We start from the raw sequence: 22,318 nt of genomic DNA, 5'->3' as shown, positions 1-22,318 counted from the left end.
CAGTAACAGCTACCTTTCGCAAGTCCTTGCAGGGCAAGGGGCTTCGTAAGCTTGCCCTAAGATTAAGGTATCTAACAAATAATACAGTTCAGGTCACCTACGATGAAGAGCTAAAAGTCGAGGGAGTACAGACTCAAACAGCTAAAATAAAAGGCAGTTACCCAAAGATACATTGATTGTTTCACATTGAGCTCATGCAACAAAAAGCCCCAACGTATGGGCTTTTTGGCGTTTTATTGTAAAGGCAACTATTCGTTATTCTTCGGTGAACTCTACTCGCTCTCGCTGCTTACCGCTTCTTGTTCTCTGCCAGAAAGCGCTTGCTGTTCGGCGGTAATATCAGATTCTTTGAACACAATGAACGCGCGGCGGTTTAATGCATCGGCTTTTTCAGATCGTTCATTAATCGCAGGCTGCAACTTACCAAATGACTTCACTTCCCAGATAAACTGCTTAGGGTCGAGTTTGGTTTTGAGGTGTTCAACCACCGTTTCTGCGCGGCGCTCTGCCAGCTTTTCATTGTAAGAAAGTGAACCCGATTGGTCGGTGTGCCCTGCCACCATAATACTACCTTGCAGGCCGCTCAATTTAGTTGTGAAGTCATCTAACTGAGTGAGATCTTCTTGCTTGAGTACTGATTTGTCGAAATCGAAGTGCGGCGTCATTGCCATATAAACTTTACGTTCTGGTTTTGGTGGCTCACAGAAAGGCATATCTTCGTACTTCTGAGCTTCTTCAAACACAATAAATGCACGGCGGTTCTCCGCTCGGTCTTTATCTGTCTTACCAAACAGAAGAGGTTGAGTCTCACCAAGGTGTTTCACTTCCCAGTCATATTGCGTTGGGTCTAGTTGCCCTTTCAAATAATCTGCGACCGATTTAGCACGGCGTTGTGAAAGACGTTCGTTGTATTCCAGAGAACCTTTGTAATCAGTATGGCCGACAATCGTGATACGCCCTTTGAGGCCTCTGATCTCTTTAACAAAGGTATCCAAGTTGATCTTGTCGAGGTCGCGTAATTGGTATTTATCAAACGCAAAATGCTCTGCGATGGCGATGTGCACCTCACGCTCCGGCGCCAAACACTCGCTGATTAAAAACTTAGACACGTCTATGCCAGCAAACTTGTCTCGGTTCTCCTGACTCACGTACGTGTCGGTTGCACAGCCGGACAGCAGCAAAGTACTCATCACTGCGCTAACTAGGAAAATAATTGTTTTCATCTTACTCTTAACCGTCACTTCGAATTCTCAACTCTTAACTTTCAACCCACTTTGGGCTGGCTTAGATCTTACCGACTAAGTTAATGAACACACCGGATGCGTCGTAGTCGTCATCATTGGTTAAGTCACTATCAAACGCAGAGAAGTTATAACCAATCCCCATTTTAAAGTTCTCGCCAATGTGCTTGTTCACCGAAACTAGCGCACCGTGTTCTAGCTCATCGTTGAGTGTGTCTGTTTTCCAGTGGTATTCACCCGTCACATCCCACTCTTTCATCACGCGATAAGAAGCGCTAAGTCCATATAGGTCGATATCGCTTTTAACCAGCTCATTCGAACCAGATGCTCGCTCAAAAGCTTGCTGTTTGTATTTATGCGCGTACTTAGTACCGACGTCCCAATGTTGGTCAATCGAATAGATCGCTTCAACTTCAATGATCTGGCTGGTTTCGTCTTGATAATCCACATCGCGATCCAGTTGATCGAAATCTGCAATATACGTGTAGCGGCTCAGTAAATTGAGTCGATCGTTGTAGATCGGACGATACGCAAGGCCGCCAGTGGCTTCAGTAAATTGCGCCATGGTTTCGCCCGTAGTCTCGCTTTCGGTGATGGAGTAGTTGTACTTACCAAATAGCGTGTACTCTTCCGTTAGGTGATGCGTATAACGGTTGGTCGTCACGATTTGTTGAAGTTCTCGCTGAGCGATGTCAGGGTCGTCTTCACTCTTATCCACTCGGTATTCAAATTTGTGGCTAAGGGTGATGTCATCTAGGTCAATTGAAGCATTGAAGCTGATGGACTCACGCTCCGTGGTGATGTTCTGGTCATCTTCAATTTCACCAAGCTGATAACCGATCCCCATCTCGACATCTTCCGTGACGTCATAACCAAAACCATACGAATCGATACGACCGTGACCATCGTTTTCATCGACGAACTGGTTCTCTTGGTAGAAATCGATACTGCTAGTCAGGTCTGCACGTTGACCAACAATCACGTTGTTTTGGCCTTCATAGTTATCATCTACATAAGTTACGTAGGTTGAGTGGTCATCGGATACATCGTAAGTCACGGTAGCTTCAGCGACTTGGCCTCGGTCGCCATCGGTGTATTCGCCGCCAAGAGACAAGTCTTCCAACACTTGGAATTCAGCACCAATCGATGCGCTGTCGTTTTCATCATAGTCATCCGACTGATCGACGGTCTTTTGCCCTTTGACATAAACGCTGTTCTCGCTGTCCCACATGTATTCCAAACGCACACCCGCTAAGGTCGCATCGCTGTGCTCGTCGTTTTGGTTAAGCTCTTCAGTTTGTTGCCCTGCCGCCGAAACCTTAATGTGCTCGGTGATTTTAACTTGAGTCTCAATCTCAATGGTTTCAGTATCTGTTTCTAGATTACCATCGACATCGCGCTCTTCATTGGTCGAGAAGCGAGAGAGAACCGCCAAACGATCGGTGGCTTGCAAACGAAGCTCTGCACCGTAAGCTTCTTGTTCAAGGTCATCGCTGCTGCTTGCGTAGCTGTATCCCGCGTCTTTGTCTCGATACCAAAGCTTCAGGTCATTACCAACAGCACCAAAGATGGTTGGGGCAAGGTCATAAAGACTGGTGACAGCTGTGATTTGGACACTATCACCCTCTCGGTCTTCCAATGTGTCGCCAATCGGCGTAAAGGTTAAACCACCATCGGTAGAGACGAAACTCGACTCGGTTTGCCTACCTTCACTATGTGCAAACTCAGCCTTAATGTAGGTCCCTTCAGTGGCACGTAGCGTTAAGTCCGTACCATAAGACTCGTAATCTTGATTGTCTTTCTCTTGAGTCGCGTACGTCACGCCTACGCCAATGTAGTCGTTGATCCAACCTTTGGCACGACCACCGTAAGACATCGCGTCCAATGAGTCTGAACCTTGTGGGACGTACTCATAGTCGACAACCAGAAAGTTTTCGTAGTCGTCTCCGTTTTCAATCACGCTACCAAAGCTATCGGATAGGATGTTGTCGAGCGGCTTAGTCAGAATGATTCGACCTTGGTACGGGTCAAAGTCATAGTCGACGCCCGGCTCAAGTGGGATTTCATTCTGCACTAGGCCAGATTCATCTTTTACTTTTACATAAACCTTGTCGCTTCCTGGTACCGCTTCACCATGACGAAGGAAGTACAGAGAACCGCCTGTGCCCAAGAACTCATCGTGTGCATACAACGAATCTGCTTCTGCGGTAAAACCGACCACGTTCAGACGATCTTCACCGTATTGTGTCGTATCGCGAGTACGATAATCCGCTTTGAAGCCATAGAGGCTACGGTTGTAATCGTTGTTCTCGGTGCCTGTTAAACCCGTGTTGTAGTTACCCCACAAGTATTGAGACTTATCGTATTCCACATTGAGGTAAACCTTGCCCTTGGTATTGACCACTTTTTCGATGTTTGAGCTATCGCCATAGTTGCCGTAATACAGCTCATCGTCGTCTTCGAGGATATCGAACACATCCGAATCGTCCGAAGCGAACGGATGTTTGAACATGTCTTTGATTTCACTTTCTCGCGTATCAAAGTGAGTCGTTACACGAAGTTTGTCGCCAAATTTACCCTGACCAAAGTACGCTAAACGACCTTGGTTATAGATGTCATCTTGGTACTGGTCATCGACACTTAATGCATCGCTATTACCAGACACATTGTTCTTACCAACATAAAGATCAGCCAAGCCGGTTTGTGCGTAGTAAGTATCTGGAATACGAACGTACAGCTTGTAACGACGTTCATCACCGTTATCAAACACAACCTTGGTTGGGAAAATGTAGGAGTCTGTTGGTAGGTATTGCTCGGCGTATAAGTTGCCGTCTTCGACATCAAATTCATCTTCACCGATGATGACTTTATCTACGCCTTTTAAGCCAGTACCGATGAATTTCGCTAAACCCGCATTGGTCGGGATGTTGTGACGCATCAGCTTTGCCTGTCCGTAACTTTTACCTTTGCTCTCCTCATCGTCGTTATCGTTTCGGTCGATATCGACTTCAGAATCAGGCTTCACCAAATCCGTCACACCAACCGTGGTCACGTCCATGTTGCCATCTTTGTCCCACGCTTTTAGGCGGAACATCAGCTGCTCACCGACCTCAAATTGGTAGTCAACATCGGTTTGACCATCCCAATTGATGTCAGAGTCGTTCGCCAGTTTATCGCCTTCAAGCACAGCGATTGGCTCAGACAGACCAAAGTCACCCACTCGGTACACTTCCAACTGGTACTTTTTGATGTAGTAACCGTAGTTGGTGGTAATGGTGAAACCTACGCTGTCTCGTAGTTTTCCCTGCTCGACTTCCAACTCATCGCTGACACTGACATCTAATACTGGGTCAAAGCGAGTGATGTCGCGGCTTGCCCAAATCGCACCTTGTTCTAGGTAAATACGCGAACTATCCTGGTCTTGGTTCGGCTTAGTGATTTCAATGCCAGTCGTCTCAGAACCGAGTTTTTCAAGCTTACCTGTGTCTTTCGCTACCGCCATCACAGGAATGGCCGTTAACACACACGTTGCTAAACGAGACTTACTAAATACTTTCATACAATTTCCAGATACGGTTCCAATGGCTTACTTCTGTTTACTTTGTTGGTCTTTGCGATGAACGCTAAAGTTGAACTTGGTGAGCTTGTTCGGGGTAATTCGCAACACTTTCGGGTTTTCACTTACCACTTCCATGGAGGTGGAGAGCGAATCAGTGTCCAACTTCACTAGGAAGTTCTTACCTTTCTTATTGAGTACCCATTGGTCGGGCACGTGGTAACGACCGTACTGGTCTGTGTAAATAACGATTCCCTCAACCGTCATCAACTTAACGCCCGGAATACCATCTTCGTAAATACCTTTGTTCTCGATAACGATTTCCCACAAGTAATCCTCGCCATCGCGATATAGGTTTCTGGTTACGTTAAGATTTTCCGCGCTCAGTCCCTTTTTCTTGTCCGATTCATGTTTAAACTGAATCTGACCCTGTGCGTCGAACTCGATACGAGAGCCAGCATCGGTCGTGACGTAGAAATCAAAGCTTTGCTGCGTGCGAGTTTTAAATTGAACCACCACTTTGCTGGTTTCTGGCAGTGTTCGGTTTACGGAATGACCCCAAAGGTCACCAAGAGCCAAGCCTTGCTCAAGTGCAGTGGTTATCGCACCATCTTGAATTGCGACATCCTGACCATCACGGATGATGTGCGTCGAATCAGCGATGTAGCCTTGCGTTGCTAGGTTCGCGGTTAACTCAACATCAAAAGCCGTTGCATCGGCTTGGAATCCATCTTTGTTGTGATCTTCGAAGACTTTGCCGATGATCGATGAGGTATCAAATACCTTGTCCGGCTCTATGGTCACTTTGGCGGTGTCTTCATTAGAAACAGCCGTGCCATCAACCTTCGCTACTGCTGTATTGATGTAATCGCCAAAGGTGGCACCTACTGATACACGCAATAAGTAACGAATACGCAGCTTCTCACCCGGATCAAAGTTCAACGATGTGAACATTAACTTACCCGTGTCTGATGGTTCTTGAGAGATAACCTGATCGTCTTCAGTACCAAACTCACCATCAATGCCGCTCAGCACAATTTCTGATGTGTCCACGATGTATTTCAGACCACCTGGGTAACGGTCTTCCACAGTCACGTTCTTAAAGTAAGATTCATTGTTGTTCTCAACGATGATCTCGTACTCAACCGCATCACCCACTTGTGCGGTATCTTGCAACGCAGACTTGGTTAGCTCCAGCTCCCCAGAGTTATCTGGAATCTTCTTGATGTGAGTAGTTACGCTGTCGCTGGTTTCAGTACCGTCAGATTCGGTCGCCGTAAAGGTATTGGTAATGTCGTCATCCAAGCCCTTACCTAGCGTACCCACGACCTCAAACGCGTAAGCATTTCGTTTGTTGGATTTCAGGTTAACTGTGGTGTCTAAGTCTGTGCTCGACGGGAAGCTATGACGCTGAATTACCACGCCCGAATCATCGACTTCGACACCTTCAATTGTCCAATCGGTAAAGACTTTATTACCTGTGCTGTTTTGTAGTTCACTGATCTCATCGGTTAGACGAACATTAGCCGCGTTACCTTGACCGTTGTTGGTCACGGCTAAGTAATAAGTGACACTGTTGTCGTCTTCGGTGTATTCAGGTTTATCAGAACGTTTTTCAACAACCAGATCAGCACCTACTGGCGGTAAATCCAAAGCGGATACTTGGTCTGCCACTGCCTGCATCGAGGTTTCTGATGCCAACATGCCTTTAGATCGAGCGCGCATCGCTGGGCTACCAGTTAAGTCGAGGTAGTAACCAAGCACATCGATGTTAGTCAGCATGTCTTCATTGACCGTCAATGTGAACGTGTAATCAATCTTGCCACCCGGCGCGATGTCGACCAAGGTGAACAGATCTTTGTCATTATCAAAGGTGCCCGGTTGAGTTTCAGCCCCTTCTGATGTTGCCGTTAGTGTCCATTCATCAAACGCATTACTAAAATCACCATCAATATGATCACCCATGGATTCAGAGAACTGGGTGTAAAGCGCTACATCTTTGGCTATACCTCGGCCTATGTTTTGCACCACTAAGTGATACTCAACTTGCTCACCTGGAACGTAATAAGGGGCATCGGTGAAGAGCTCAGCTTGAACCACAGCCGCGACTGTTTGAACTGGAGGGCTGATAACATCGCCGCCATCTACTTGCGCAGTATTAATGATGTGTCCGGTCGCGGTATCGACTACGGTGCCTTTTGAGCGGAACACAACAGTGCCGTGCGGCGCGATATCTACGTTGTACTCCGTCGGGCTAACTTGCTCGGTGGTGGTGCCTATTGTGGTTGAATCGACCACCAAAGAGGTGGAACCAGCCACAAAAGCAGGCCCCATCAAACCGTTGTAGTATGCGACCTCAATCGACTCCATATCATCAACAACACTCAAGTCGCTGATGTAGTTGTTCGAGGTGTTTTCAATGGTGATCAGGAACTCAAGCTCACCACCCGGCTCATATTCGGTTTGCACGTTGGTTTTCGTCGCAACAAACTCAGAATCTTTCGGCGTCATGACTACCGTTGAGTCTTGTGGTGTGCCGTTATAAGTGATGGTTGCCGTGTTACTGATATCGCCAATCGCCGTAGTACGAATTAACGCCTTAACATGGAAAGTCACTGTGCTCTGTGGCGCAACATCCATACTCACATCGATGTCTTCACTCAAGTCGAACGTCTTTGGAGTGACAACGGAGCGATCATCCGAGGCGTCAAAGCCCACTTCCCATAGTAGGAATGCCGACTCTTGTTTATCCGCGGTCGTGTCGACTTGAATGTCACTGATAATGTCTTGAAGTTGAACACCAGATGCAAACGCATCAGAGCTGTTGGTTACGGTGATGTCGTAGTTAATCAGCTTAGTCACTTCATACGATGGCGTATCAACCGTCTTCTTGACCGAAACCGTCGCCAACACTGGTGTACTGGTAGCACTGTCATCAAATGTTGTGCCGTCAAATGTCGCTGATGCGATGTTAGTAATATCGCCTGTAGTCAACGGATTAGTCGTCACTTGAATAGTGAAAACAATGCTGTCTTGAGGCGCAATATCGAGCATCTCATTAAGGTCTTCACCACTGGTTGCATCCGGTACTGGGGTTTCACCCGTTGTCGATACCGCAGATATTTGGATTGAAGCAGGGTCAAAAGCTTGCTCAGTCGTACCGCCTGCAATCGTGGTTTCAACCGATTTCAATGCATCTTGAATAACAACGTCTTCTGCCCAACCTAAACCGTTATTCTTAATGGTTACTGTGTACTGAAGCGCCTCTCCCGGAAGGTACTCTGCTTTATCGACGTCTTTAGTGATCTCAACTTGCGCGTCTTCTGGAATGTAGGTCGCATCGGCAGAGTGCTCACCGTCGTCGCTATCAACTTCAACGACGTTAGTGATCTCGCCTTTGGCTTTATCATTAACAGTGTTGGTCACGACAAATGAATAACTGTCACCCGGGTGAATGCTGTAAGTCGCACTATAGCCCTGTGCGTTATTAACCACATCTTTGCGAGCGTTCAGGGCTGGATCGCCACTGCCATCAAGCTGTTCGTCACTAATGACCCAATTGCCTGTCAACGCTTGTTCTTGATCTGGGCTGTTAGCCACCTCTGTCATGATGGTGTCGATACGATCGGTTAGGACTTGATCGACAAGGTAACCTTCACCCGTGTTAGCCACAGTGATCTTGTATGAGATTGGTTGACCCGGTTGGTATTTGGCATCAGGTTCTGCAATTGGCGTCGTTTCTTTGGTTAGCACCAATTGACCTGACTTCGGAGTGATAAAGCCTTCTCGTAAGCGAGCAATCTTCGAATCGTCCCAACCATGTCGCAGATAAGCCGTATTGGTAAAGCGCCCAATCGCGTCATCACGCACCTTGCCTTGAACGTGAATACGAATAACTGTGTACTTATCACCGCCCCCCGTACCGGCATCGTCACGCCCTGCCATCTTGATGGATTCGGCAGGTAAATCGATGTCTGGACTGTTTTGACCAACTAGATTATCAATCTCTGAGAAGTCATTCGCGTTGAAATCTGACGGCGCCGAGTTATAAAGCACATCGTAATCAACCGTCCATTCTGTCAATGCCGTTTTCATTGAGCCATCGACGGTTTCGACTTCAAAGCCACTGATGATGTCACGAATCGAGAACAAGCCAGAATCCACATCGTCATTGGTGATGTCGATGTAGTAATTCACTGTTCCACCCGGCACGTACTCAGGCGTATCCGTCCATTTATCAATTAGGATATTCGAGCGACCCGGATCAAGTACGATGTCGTTGGTGTTATCACCGTTCACTTGCGCCGTGTTGGTGATGGTGCCTGTCGCTGAAGTCGACACAGTCCCTTTCACATCAAACACAATACGTTCACCAGGACGAAGATCGACAGTTGCGTTCAATGGCACGCTGCCGTTGTAGTTACCTTGCACGTCGTAAGAACCTACCGGTTCAACCGCAATAGCCGTTGTCCAGTCAGAGAACGCATCATCGCCATCTTCGGTTTTGATGGTGTGAATCGCATCGATAACGCTCACGTCATTTGCGATGCTATCGCCTATGTTGTCTAACGTAACTTGATAATCAACATCACCACGAGGTGCATAAGTACAGCTACTGCCATCGTTTGAAGGAACTGAACAGCCCGCCGATTCGCCATCGGTGTAAACCAAGGTTTTGAAGTAATCGATCTCAGCATCTTTAGGGGGGATCACTTGCGATGTTGCAGAATCACTTCCTGCGGTCACTTGGTTCGCATCAATCGTGCCCAAAGCGTCGTCACGAACGACACCTGTTAAGTTAAAGGTCAGCACTTCTCCCGCGGCAATATCGGTTTCAATATCAAGGTTGCCGCTGGTGTTGTAGCTTGGTACATAAGTATCAGCGTTGGCATCAATACCATTGCTGACTTCATGGGTCATATCGCCAGAAACAAAAGCGGATTCCGTTTTACCGCCAATCACTTCGACTTGAATGTCTGTGATTGTGTCTTTGATCTGAATATCATTCGCCCAACCGTTTTCAGGGTTTGTGACTACAAATTCATACTCAACTTCGTCACCCGGAAGATAGGTATCACCATCATTGAACGGGTTGCCGTTGATCGACACCACACGTTTTTCAACACTGGTATTATTTTCAAGCGGCATTAAATTCGCTGTTCGAGCACTACCGTCGTACGTCGCTTTATTTTGAATGTCACCCAATGCATCTTCACGAATTTCAGCATGAATAGTGAACGTTAGGCTTTCTTGAGGCGCGATAACAATGTCGTTATCAATATCGATGTTACTGCCCGGTACAAAGTCAATCGCGTCGGTAATAGAGCCTGTCGCCGCCGTTTTATCTAGGCGAACTTCCCAGCCAGACAAGAACGGTTGTCCAACTGGATCACCACCTGAAGTGGTGCTGTCTTCTGCAATACGAGTTTGAATTTCCGAAATCGCATCTTCTAGGCGAGAACCATATTCAATACCATCACCCGCATTCTTAATCTCCACGCGGTAATAAACCTCACTCTCACCAGAAGCTTGAGAATATTCAGTTTTTTGCGAAGAGAAGCCTGCATCATAAAACGCTTTTTTAGAGAACGTGACTTCAGGATCCGCCATCGTTGATGGTGGTGATACCGCGATCAGTTCATTACCATTGTCTTCATCGATGTAAGCTTTATTAGTAAAAGAACCTACCGCTTTCGGACTGATCTTGGCTTTTATGACATAGCGGACAAACGCTGACGATGCAACTCGGCCAAAGTTGTCTGCCGAGATATCGAAGTGAGTATCAATCGGCTTATTATCATGAATCGAATTATCAACATCTGGGTTAGAAATCCCTGAGCTATCTGAATACGTTTCAATCGTCCAACTATCAAATGCAGGGCCACGCGTTCCATCAAAGTATTGAGTGTTAATTTGGTCGATGTCATCACGCAAGCTCATATCATCAACGTGGGCGCTAGCAATGTTCTCAATTAAGACTTCATATTCGACGTAGCCACCTGGCATGTAATTGGTTGCGCCAACCAACTCATTACCATCCGTGTCGTAATACGCCAGAATGTTCTTTTCAAAATCAACTTTTCGAGCTTCTTGACGAATATCATGAGATATCGTGTCGCCATCAACGGTTAGAACGTTAACAACATCACCATTGGCTTTGTCATTGATGGTTGCGACAACTTGGTACTCAAGCTTAGCGCCCATCGGAATATCGGCTTTAACATTTAGGTTACTGTTGGTTGATGTGTAAACATTGCCAGCACCTGCGCCCGCATCCACATACTCAGAATCAGTTCCAGTTGCGATCGATGTGATGGTCCAATCTGAATACGCTGGCCCTGTATTACCGTCCACTAAGCTGACCGTAATATCTTCGAGGTTATCGATGATTGGAATATCGTGAGCGTTACCTTTGCCGTCATTCTCAATCACTAAGTGATAGGTCACGGTTTGAGCTGGCTCGTACACTACTTCATCGGTCGTTTTATCAAAATCTAAATGGTAATCATCGGGAATCACGACGGTATCTCGGTAATGAATATCACCGACCGCATCCGGTCTTACTGTACCGGTTACTGTGTAAGTCACGTCTTCGCCAGCATCGATATCAATAGAAGTTACAATGTCAGTGTCGTTCGCAACATCACCGTCTTTGGTACCATCGGTTGTACCCGCGTTCGTAGGGTCGCTCTTAGCAACCGCCACCGTAAACTTGTTTGAACCTACCGAATCATCGAAAAATGGGTTACCTGAATTGCCATCTTGTAGCTCCACTGATATGTCATTAATCAGTTCGTTAACGTCAACGTTGTTTCGATAACCGTGCCCGTCTTGAGAGTTGTACTTGATGGTATACGTCAACTCATCGCCAGGGGAGTAACGATTAATATTGGTTGTACGAACAACGCCGCCACTGTTATGTACCTGATGGTTTTCAGCCACGGCACGTTTGGCATACTCACAATCGTCAGTACAACCGGTATTATCGTCATGAATCAGCACTGCTTCGTTGCGGATTATGCCGCCGTCTCTGTCAGCGACACCGTTAGATACCGCATTGTCTTTGACATGCGCCTTAATACGCACCGTGACAAAGCTTTTCGCGGGAATTGAAACTGGGAACTCCACATCTTCAGTCGTTTGAGGGCCGAAATCAGAGCCAGTATCAACAGACCAATAGTCAAACGGGTTTTGATTAAGAACATCTTCTACTTCACCATCTTTATCATTCGCTAGCGTAGTGGTGATCTCACTCAGACGATCCATAAAGATAAGATCGGTCTCATCAGTGTCGCTATTATTGCCAATAACGATGGTATAGATGATATCTGCACCCGGCGTGTAACGAACAACATCGGTAGTTTTGGCTAGTGAAACATTGATGTCATAGGTACTGTGTGAGTTATCTATTTGAGCGGAAGAGCTGTGGTCACGGTCTGTAATAGGATCGTAAACATCAACACGGTTCGATACTTGTTCTTCTTCATAGTCAGACTTAACAATGCCGCTCACCTCATAGTGAACCCACCCTCCGGGAGTAATATCAACGTCGGTATCGATATCAGTGTCGTTAGCAATGTCACCGTAACGAGAACCCGGTTTATCGGTGTTGGTCGAACCTACAATTGTCCAGCTATCAAAGAAATTAAGTGCTGAAATGCTATCTTGTACCGTTGCGTCATTTGCGTAGCCGATGCCTCGGTTATAGATATAAATATCGAACGTAGCACGCTCACCTACAACAAAGTCGGAGTTTCGAGCGGTCTTAGCAACCACAAGATTCGGTTCGCTAGGATAGGTGCGTACCGTATCCGATAAGTTAGTATCTGGTCCCGTCACTGTTGCTGTATTGGTGAATGCTCCCCAAAGAATCTCACTGTCTACAGTGCGATCGAGTGTCCCAACAATGGTATAAATAATCGTCGCACCTGGCGGGATCTGAGCGGTGGCATCCAGATCATTATTATCCGAGAACGATCCAGGGTCAGTCACGGCTTTCACCCACGGAGAGTCTGCCTCTCTTTCTGCACTGATCGTCCACGAAGAGAACACGGGCTTGGTTTCACCCGGCTCGTGAAGTAACTCAGCTTCTATGGTGCTGATTTCATCTTTGACATTGATGTTAGAGGCGAAACCGTTCCCTTCTGGGTTGGTAACGCTGATAGTATAAGTGACAGTATTGGTGGCGTCGGTATACGCGTTTTGTTCGTTATGACCATCAACACGCTTATCCAATACTAAGTAGTAATCTCGTGGGTATGAGCCTCTGTCGGAATAAAGCACGCTGTCTACCGTCACTTCATTACGAATTTCATCATCGGCAATGGGGTTTACGACCGCTGCAATGCTATAAACGATCCTATCGTGTGGGGCCAACTTAGCCTTCTCGTCCAAGATAAGTTTATTGCTTTGGTTACCTTCAATTTGACCAGTAAAACCGGGATCACTGTTTGTCGAAATTGAGCCGTCAGAGGCATAGGATTTCGCAGTAATAACCCAGCTCAAATACGCTTTCGCCGGTGTATCGTTAATAGACTGAGTCATGACCGAGACTAAATCATCATAAACCGGTACATCAATCGCGTAGCCGTCACCGTTATTCTCTACCGTGATGTCGTAGTTCAGGGTGCCGCCAGCTGAGTAGTAACGCGAATCCACTTCCTTTTGGACTTTTAATTTCGAGTTTGGCATTTGAACGCCAGAGCCCGATTCGCCTAAATTATCCCCTAAGCACAAACCCGCATCGGTACCATCATCAACAATCTGCCCCACACTGGTGTCTGCCACTTTTGCGGTCAGCTTATAATGAACGTAGCCCTCAGGTGCGAGGTCGACTTTCAAATTGATGTCGTTTGTAGTCCAAGTATTGTAATTAAATGAACCATAGTTCGATCCATCGCCACTTCTATCGGCGACTTCTAGCTTCCACTCGGAAAATGCTGAAGCGTTAGAGCCATCCGCTTGCTCTGTCACGATACAAGCAAATTTATCGACAACTTCGATATCGTTAGCGAAAAACTCTGTGTCCTTGTTAGAAATAACAATGTCATAGACCACTTCGTTATCACCGGCTATCCCCGGAACATAAGTAGTATCTTTGGTGTTCTTATTACGTGTAATTTGACTTGATGACGTCGTCAGAACGTCTTTCGAATCGAGAATATTAGCCAAAGCATAGCCAGAATCAGCGAGGCCATCAGCATCAACCACTCGGGCAACAACTTGGGGAATTTGACCAATAGACACAGGGCTAACGTCCACTACAACGGAATAAACAATCTGCTCACCGGGATAGATAGACACTTTGTCTTCTAGTGACTTGTTGGACTCTTTTCCAGATGCATTGAGTTCAGAAAGGCTATTAGAACCGATCGAGGTCACTTCATTGGTCCAAAAATCGTAAGGATTACCAACCGTGTCAGTTGCGTTCTTTTCGTTGCTGACATCGTTACCTAGATCGGTTTCAAGATCCGCAAGAAACTGCTGAACCGAATAATGGTAAGCAATACCGGAGTTTGCTTGGTTGGTAACCGTGACCGTATAGGAAAACTCATCGTCGACTAGGTAGTTATCCGATTGGTTCAAGGTATGTGTCAGGGTGATACTAGGCTCAGTGGGTGGAGTGATAACCTCATCAACTGTGACCAAGTCATCGCGTGTTTCTGCAGTTATGTCGTCATTAACAATGTCGCCAACTAAATTGTCGGCAACAGTTGCTTGAATTTCGTAGGTCACTGACCCACCTATATCAATCGACGCATCACTTACTGCTAAGTCCCCTGATTCGGCGAAGGTACCTGGATCGCTCTTGCTGCCTTCAATCTTGCTGACTGAGTTAACGTTGCCAGTAAAGGCTTGTTGCAAAGCCCCTTCAATATTGAGTGCCTTTATGTCTGAAAGGACATCTTGAACGTCGAGCGTCTGAATAAACGTATCACCAGTGTTAGAAACCTTAATCTTATAGGTGAGTTTGTTATTAAGTTGATAGTTCGTCTTATCGACCGAAACAACAACATCATGTTGGTACACACCACGCTGAATGGATTCTGTATTTGATTCAACAGCATCCAAAAGCCCAGTGCTCGCACTTGCGACATTATCAATCGTACCAGCTGCGTCAGCAGAAACGGTGGCGACCATGTTATAGGTCACTGACCCACCAGCCGCAATACGCACACCTGATGCATCTAAGTTTCCAAAGCGACTGTAATCACCTGGAGATGAAAGTAAGGAGGATTGCGCCTGAGTCGAGACTTGCGAGAATGCGCTGACATTATTTCCTTGATCATTTGTCGTTAAGATATTTAACAGCTCATCTTTAACGTCCAAGTCAACAATGGTTTTGTCCGACTCATTCGTTAAAATAAGCGTATAGAGCACCTGTTGATCGTTGTCGTAAGACGAACTGTTAACAGAGAGATCCATTACTAGGCCGGTAGTGCCCGCATAAGAACCGAATGGAAACAATAAAATGGATAAGAAAAAGGCAAGGCTGTATCTGAACATTAACGCGTACTTCACAGTAGATTGACAAGTCTCTAGACAAGATGCCATAGATTTGACGCCACTAATTTGGCATTACAATTTTTAAGGACATGCGCAACATACAGTTCAAACAATCCGAACAATTAACATCCGTAAAAAACAAATTACTGAAGATGTTAAATAGAGAATCTGATGTTTAAATTAAAATCGACTACATTCAGTTTATTATCAAGAGGTTAGTGTTTTAAGATGAGTGAATTCTCGCAGTTGCTACGTAACTTAAGAAAGGAATTTCAATTTACACAAACGGAATTCGCGATCTACTTAAACCACCTAGATGATGAGTTCAAGGCGGTTGATGTCGTAACGATAAACCGCTGGGAAAACAGTAAGGTAAAGCCTAGTGTTTATAAAGCACTCAAGATTTTGCAGTACCTTGGGGGAGATTTGTATAGTCTAATAAGAAGCTTTAAGTCTGACCCAAAAGACACATTGATCGAGCTGTTTTTAAGCGAATTCCATGGCTCATTTCAAAGTCGAATTTCAGCTCTATCAAGCCTGAATGAACAACAAGGCGACCGCAACTTTAAGTCACTGCCTTTAATGTCAGAGCCGTGTGACACTGGCGTTATCGACAGAATCAAACTACTTTCTAAATTCACGAAAGTCGATATTTCGCCACTGGACCAAATTGATTTATATCTCTATTGCTGTGAGAAAAAAGCACATGGTCACAAGCTCATCAATACAGATGGCGACATTGTGAGTCACAACGTAGGCTTTTTCTTTGAAGAAAATCAATTTGAGCGATTTAAAAATCAAGAATTAGACCTAAAAATGGCCTGCTCTTTAAATTCAAACAAAAGTATAAACTATTTTAATGTAAGCTCGCACTCAGAAACAAAGCATCATGTGATTGAACATATATTTTCAGAGTTGAAGTTACTTTCTCAGAGTAAAAACATAAAGAAATATTCTGTTTTAGTAAAAGATCCTAATATGATAAAATTCTTGAAAGAATTGGGATTTGAAGTGTTCAAATTTTCAACACCCTCTATCAAAAGTTCTAATATTAAATTCAAAAATAAACATTATAGTTACTGCATATTAACCATTGATAAAATAAACTACCTAACTAATCGAAATGTTATGTCATTACTCAAAGATGAATATTCTACCATAATTAAATTTCCACATTTACTGCGCGAATCGCGCAATAAATTAAACTTAACGCAGAAGGATTTTGCATCATACATTAACCATTTAGATGATGGATTCAGATCTGTAGATGCTGTAACAATAAACCGGTGGGAGAATAGCAAAGTAAAACCAAGCAATTACAGAGCCCTAAAGCTATTGGATTGCCTTGGTCTGGATTTGTATACAACGTTGAAGTCTTTTGATTCAGAAGATAGCGAAGACAGAGCATTACTTGAAGACTTCCTTCATGAAAGATTCTTTTCATTTCAAAGCCGAATATCTTCTATCACTAACGGAGATATAGATAAAGGAAACAAATTTCAGATCATGCCATTAATGACAGATCAGAATGACAAAACAATAATAGATAGAATAAAGCTAATTTCACAGTATACCAATGTTGATCCTTCTGCACTTGATACTATCGATCTGTTTCTCTATTGCAGTGAAAAAAAGGCGCATGGCAGAAAAATGGTCAATGTTAATGGCGATATTGTTAGTCATAGCCTAGGTTTTTTCTTCAACGAAGAGGTATTCGAGCAATACCAAAATAAGCATCTACATATTAAGCAAGCCTGCTCTTTAGATTCTAATCATAACTTAAACTACATTGTGGTTAGCGGTCACTCTGAGAAGCGTGAACAATCTATTGCGAACCTGATTTCCGATATGAAGCTTCTTGCAAGAAATACTAAGATTAAAAAGTATTCCATGATCATAAAGAACCCAAGTGCATTGGAACTTATGAAGAACATCGGATTTGAAATATGGAAGTTTTCAGAACCAACAGAAGAAAAGTCGAACATCACCTTCAAAAACAAAAACTACCGCTATTGCGTACTGACTATCGACAAGATCGAATTACTGAGTAACAAGAATGTTATCGCATTCATTAATAAGTATGGTTAATTTTCAACACGCGTAAACTATAAGAAAGCCACTGTATCAACGGTGGCTTTCTATTTTTATTAGTAAGGTGAAAATTTTGTATCCGTCACATATGTCATCACACCTTCAGAGTTATGGTCACGACTAATACGACTACTAATCTGAACCCAATATGGTTGTTCTGGGTCGATACCGGCCCAATCCATCTCAAATGAAAGTGCTGGCTCTATAGGTTTATCCGGGGTGTCCGAAGAATACACCATAAAGTGTCCATTATTATTTTCAAACCAAATATGCCTTTCACTCGAAGTTACATCCATATTCGCAATGCCCGATGAATTTCCATACCCGGAAAAAACCTGGGTTCGGTTGTTCCAATAATTAGTAACTATTTCAAATGCTTTATTATTACGAGGAGAACCCGGTTGATAACTTACATCTCCCCAATCTTCTCTAGGAGTGGATGACTCTTGCTGAACAATAAATGATAGCTTACCTGAAATAGCATCATTTTCTCCAAAGTTTTCAATTTTCACATAACCGATAAAATTTCGACCAGTAAATGAACGCTCATTAAAAACCGACAAAACACGGATTGAACCCTTGTCTCCATAATAAAACGAAGGTATGCCAACCTCATCAACAGGTAGCATTGTTCCACTTTCTGCTGCTACTCGATTCCACTTATCAATTTCGGTAACAGGTAAGGTAGACGCTGCTACTGCATCATTCGAAGAGTATACTGCCGAAGAGATAGCGCTTGAACTACTTAAAACACTTATAACCTCATCATTAAAAGACACATCTGTATAAATAGTATTTGCAGTTCCATCTATATCTGTCATTAAACTCTGATAATTTTCGTAGTTACTAAAAACACCCTTTTCTTGCTCAGAAACTATTAATATATCTTGGTAGGGTGATATATTTCCATCTGGATCAATTACGCGCACGAAAATATCACTTACGTTGCTATATTCACGAGTAATGTAATCGATTGAGCTAGAGAAATCCTTAACTAGTTCATTATTCAAAAGCACACAAGTTACAAATCCATTACCATTTTCCTTTTCCAACTCTGAATTAATACTATTTGACGCGTTAAAGCTCTCACCAGAAGTTTCAGATACCATATCTGCCCCCCAAAACTGCGTCCCTGTTGGCCAATTTCTAGACTCAAATAAGTTTCCTTGGCTAGCCCAAAGTAATTCCCATTCACGCCTAATTGGTAAACGCCCATTTCTCGACGCACAATAATTTTGTGCTTGTTCGAGATTCATTGTGACAACTTCTGAGTACTTGGGACCTGTAACTCCGTCTTGCTCTTGAGAGCTATTGTAAGCAGTATTTGTATAATCAGCTAACACCTTACTTGCAGGCGCCGTAAAAGTAATATCAGTGCCTATCGTTGGATCGTAGATCGTAATATCCTCCCAATCTTGAACCAGACTAAAATCAGGCTCCACTTCGATATAGACTTGCCCAACCGCATAGCCACCGCGTCCGTCTGTTACCGTATAAGCGACTTCATGTGGCCCCGCTTCTGGTGACTGAAACGTAAAAGTATGCTCTGTTGTTGAGGTGATTTCCGTTTCTGCGTTGTAAGCACGTACAGAATCTAAGATCACGCTGTCTTCAACGTCCGATACATAGTCAGTTAAATCGATTTCAACCGACATATCTTTGGCAAGTTTGCCTTCTCGAATATAGTCAGTTGCGACCGGGGGCGTATTTCCAGTATCAGAAACCGCTACGTCAATGTTTCCAAGCTTAGTTGAAACTCCATCACTCATTGAATACATAATTCGTGTTACGCCAATGTTTGTCGGAGTATATGTGACCGAATTATTGAACGAATCGACCTCTACAGAACCTGACCCTAATAAGGTAACTTCTTCCGACAACACATATATCGAGGTGTCTAAATCACTTTCTAGCTCTACGGACAAATCAATAGTCACTGGCGATTCAATGTTGGTCGTTGCTGACAAATTCGGCAATGTATTGTCTTCAGCTGTTTCTGAAACAGACACTCTTGCTAAAGATGAAGCTTGCGCAATGTACTGACTTTGTTCAACGGGCTCGACTGTATATTCAAATTGGCACTCACCTACTTGCTCCGACAAGATCGAAAACGTCATACCTTCTAATGAGGTTACCTTGCAAGTTGGCTGATTGTTGACTTCTTTCACTGAAGTCAAACTTAAATCAACATCAGAATCAGCTTGGACAATGACTTGAGATTGAACATCGACAAGCGCTTTTGACTGAACCACAACAGCTTCAATGGATATCTCTGATGGCATAGATGGCTGAATAGGCTGAGAACTCACATCAGAACCACCAGAGCCTCCACCACAAGCTGTCAGCGCAGAAATACCTAGGGCTATCACACCTAAATTTAATACTTTCATAGTCATTCCTAATACGCAGCCATATCTAATTCAGTTATTCGATAATTCTTAGACGAATCGGCGTTTTTACCTCCGATCGACAACCAATATGGCTCAGAAAGATCAACATCACTTGTGATATCGAAATAGCCAGATGATTTCTCTGGCCTTTGGTCTGTAAGCGACGTGTAAACATAAACTCGTTGCCCGCGTTTATCGAACCAATAGAAACGATCTGAATCACGCAAGTTCATGTTTTGCATGCTTGAAACCAGTCCCCCTTCAAATAAGGATACGGGCATCGAGCCATACAAATTCACATTCAAGCCAAATGCAGATGGCTCATTTTCAGGGTAAGGCCTTGTATTGCCAGTTTTAATTATCCCATCTTGCTCCCATGTAGACTGATCAATTCCAAGCTGATGAATTAAAACTGCAAACTCACCTTTTGACGAACTACTATCGCTTTGAATACGGAACCTTATCGTGAAATTTTCTCCTAAAAAAGGCAGTTTATGTATATGGAACAGCTTGCTATTACTAACATTTGGCATCAACATAAGTCCATCAGCATCGGGGGTATATATTTCTCGATCCCAATATTCATCACTGCTCCAAAGGGACGGGTTTGTCACATCTATTGCCAAAGCATCATCTACTGGAACAAAAGGCAGTAAGTAATCTTGCGAGCTCACTCTAGTCGCAACCACTTCGTCACTAAACGAAATATCAAAATATGCTTCCTCTAACAAACCAACATCATTAACAGTCGCTACAGTAACCGGCTCGCGATTTAAAAAGACACCACGCTCATTCATAGACTCCAATTCAACGTCCGCAAAAGGCGCTACATTGCCATCAGGGTCGCGAATTTGAACTTCATATTCATATCGGTTTGAGACTCGCTCTTTCACTGAAACATCCGCAGAAAAATCCCTAACACTCGAATTACTTAAATCAACACACGTTGTGTACATACCAACGATCTTTGATTGATTGCCGATAGCCCCGTCATTCAAATGAATAGTGGCAACGTTTGTTTCGTTGACATTTTCCGCTGTCCAATACTTCTTACTTGTTGGCCAATTATGGTTGGTGAATGCGCTGGTTTCGTTGGTAATGAGCGTTTCAAGCTCTCGTTGTAGAGGCAAACGGCCGCCTCTCACTTTGCAGTACTGACGAGCTTGGCTAAGTGTTTGAGTGACGATTTCTGCGTCTTTCAAACCTTGTGTGCCATTTTCGATATATGTGCCTGTGTAAGAGGCATTGATGTAATCGGCGTACACTTTGGTCATTGGTGCGAAAAAGCGAATGTCTGAGCTAATCACAGGATCATGAGTGACTATATCTTCCCAATCCTGAATCAAAGAGAAATCCGGTTCGACTTCTATACGCGCCACGCCAGTCGTATAGCCCCCCATGTGATCGCTTACTGTGTATGCCACATCGTGTGGCCCAGGTTGGGTAGACGAAAACTCAAACTTTGTGTTGGTGACATCGGCAGGATCGTAAAGTGATGTTGTCGAGTTGAAATCTTGTACGCCAACGAGTTGCAATTCATCTAGGTCTACGTCTGATATATGCTCTTTCACATCCACGACAACACTCTCACCCACTTGCGCGAGAGCATCGTGAGCAAAATCTGTTACATCAGGTGCTGTATTATAGGTATCTTCTGAAGTCGCAATTGACAGCGAACCTTGTTGAATCGACTCACCGTTTTGGTAGTTGTAATAGACCTCAGTTTGACCTTTGGCTGTTGGCGTAAATTCAATTCGATGTTCGCCAGAGACACGGGCTGTACCTGAACCAAGGCTAACAACACTATCTTGCAAAACAAAGTCATCACCGGGTAACGATGAACCAAGTTCATTTTCAAGATCAATAATAACCACCTGTGATTCGATGGTTGATGTGGTGATGCGTGGAAGTGTTTTCGATGCGTAGGTCTGTCCCATCGCAACACGAGCATACGAGGTTGCCATTGAAGTGCCGGTTTCAGTTGCTACTTCATACTCAAACAAACAGTCGTTAACGTCAGACGAATAGACCTTAAAGCTACTTTCACTAATACCTTGAACTTGGCAAGTGTCATCAGACAAAGCGCGAACATTTGTGACAACAAAATCTTGGTTATTCGATGTGTGAACATGCTCTGTAAGGTCAATAGTGAAGCTTTTATCTACTAATGAGTTATCTTGAATATCTTGCGCACTAATAGAGGCTGATCCTACTGGAGATACAACGATATCTTGCTCTCCGCCGGAGTTTGACTCACCACCACAACCTACTAGCAATACCGCTAAACTGACTGAAGTAAAAACATTTAGTGTCGAATTCCGTTTCAACAAATCACTGTTGAATAGATACATTAAAAGCACTCTGATTAATGAAGTAGAGCTGTATTGTGGACTTTGTCTCACTTCGACTCCATTAAATAGCTATGATTCATTATTAAAAATTAAACCATTGAAAATTAAAGCTATTAATTAAAAATTCATTCCCCTTTAAACATCTAAATTTTTCTAAACCTCGATATTAAATTTGAGAAAGAT

Annotated in this window: 6 protein-coding genes; 1 reads left to right on the top strand and 5 read right to left on the bottom strand. The window is 44.1% G+C overall.

The genetic code is table 11. The features are described 5' to 3' along the window. Positions 1-272 precede the first annotated feature (272 nt). From WR49_RS09610 to WR49_RS09600, 3 genes are all read right to left on the bottom strand, one after another. The gene (locus WR49_RS09610; RefSeq protein ID WP_046223853.1) at positions 273-1,223 is read right to left on the bottom strand and encodes an OmpA family protein; all 951 of its coding nucleotides are present in this window, start codon (positions 1,221-1,223) and stop codon (positions 273-275) included. Positions 1,224-1,284: 61 nt separating this feature from the next. Further along, positions 1,285-4,800, bottom strand: a complete 3,516-nt coding sequence (locus WR49_RS09605; RefSeq protein WP_046223852.1) for a hypothetical protein — start codon at positions 4,798-4,800, stop codon at positions 1,285-1,287. Between the two features lie 27 nt (positions 4,801-4,827). Next, positions 4,828-15,222 carry a DUF11 domain-containing protein gene (locus WR49_RS09600; protein ID WP_046223856.1) on the bottom strand — a complete coding sequence of 3,465 codons (10,395 nt, stop codon included), beginning with the start codon at positions 15,220-15,222 and terminating at the stop codon, positions 4,828-4,830. 309 nt (positions 15,223-15,531) lie between these two features. Between WR49_RS09600 and WR49_RS09595 the strand changes: the two genes are divergently transcribed. Continuing rightward, positions 15,532-17,391, top strand: a complete 1,860-nt coding sequence (locus tag WR49_RS09595; RefSeq protein WP_046223851.1) for a helix-turn-helix domain-containing protein — start codon at positions 15,532-15,534, stop codon at positions 17,389-17,391. Between the two features lie 59 nt (positions 17,392-17,450). Here WR49_RS09595 and WR49_RS09590 read toward each other — a convergent pair whose 3' ends face one another. Continuing rightward, positions 17,451-19,784, bottom strand: a complete 2,334-nt coding sequence (locus tag WR49_RS09590) for an Ig-like domain-containing protein (RefSeq protein ID WP_046223850.1) — start codon at positions 19,782-19,784, stop codon at positions 17,451-17,453. Positions 19,785-19,792: 8 nt separating this feature from the next. Beyond that, the gene (locus WR49_RS09585) at positions 19,793-22,186 is read right to left on the bottom strand and encodes a hypothetical protein (RefSeq protein WP_231574695.1); all 2,394 of its coding nucleotides are present in this window, start codon (positions 22,184-22,186) and stop codon (positions 19,793-19,795) included. Positions 22,187-22,318 lie beyond the last annotated feature (132 nt).

This window comes from Vibrio sp. ECSMB14106 (assembly GCF_000972265.1).
In the GTDB taxonomy this organism is placed as follows: domain Bacteria; phylum Pseudomonadota; class Gammaproteobacteria; order Enterobacterales; family Vibrionaceae; genus Vibrio; species Vibrio kanaloae.
Note: the sequence above shows the minus strand (reverse complement) of the source record. Positions and strands in the feature narration are given on the sequence as shown.

Coding starts and splice junctions, on each gene's coding strand:
- WR49_RS09610 (WP_046223853.1), bottom strand. CDS start 1,223: ATGAAAACAATTATTTTCCTAGTTAGCGCAGTGATGAGTACTTTGCTG.
- WR49_RS09605 (WP_046223852.1), bottom strand. CDS start 4,800: ATGAAAGTATTTAGTAAGTCTCGTTTAGCAACGTGTGTGTTAACGGCC.
- WR49_RS09600 (WP_046223856.1), bottom strand. CDS start 15,222: ATGGATCTCTCTGTTAACAGTTCGTCTTACGACAACGATCAACAGGTG.
- WR49_RS09595 (WP_046223851.1), top strand. CDS start 15,532: ATGAGTGAATTCTCGCAGTTGCTACGTAACTTAAGAAAGGAATTTCAA.
- WR49_RS09590 (WP_046223850.1), bottom strand. CDS start 19,784: ATGAAAGTATTAAATTTAGGTGTGATAGCCCTAGGTATTTCTGCGCTG.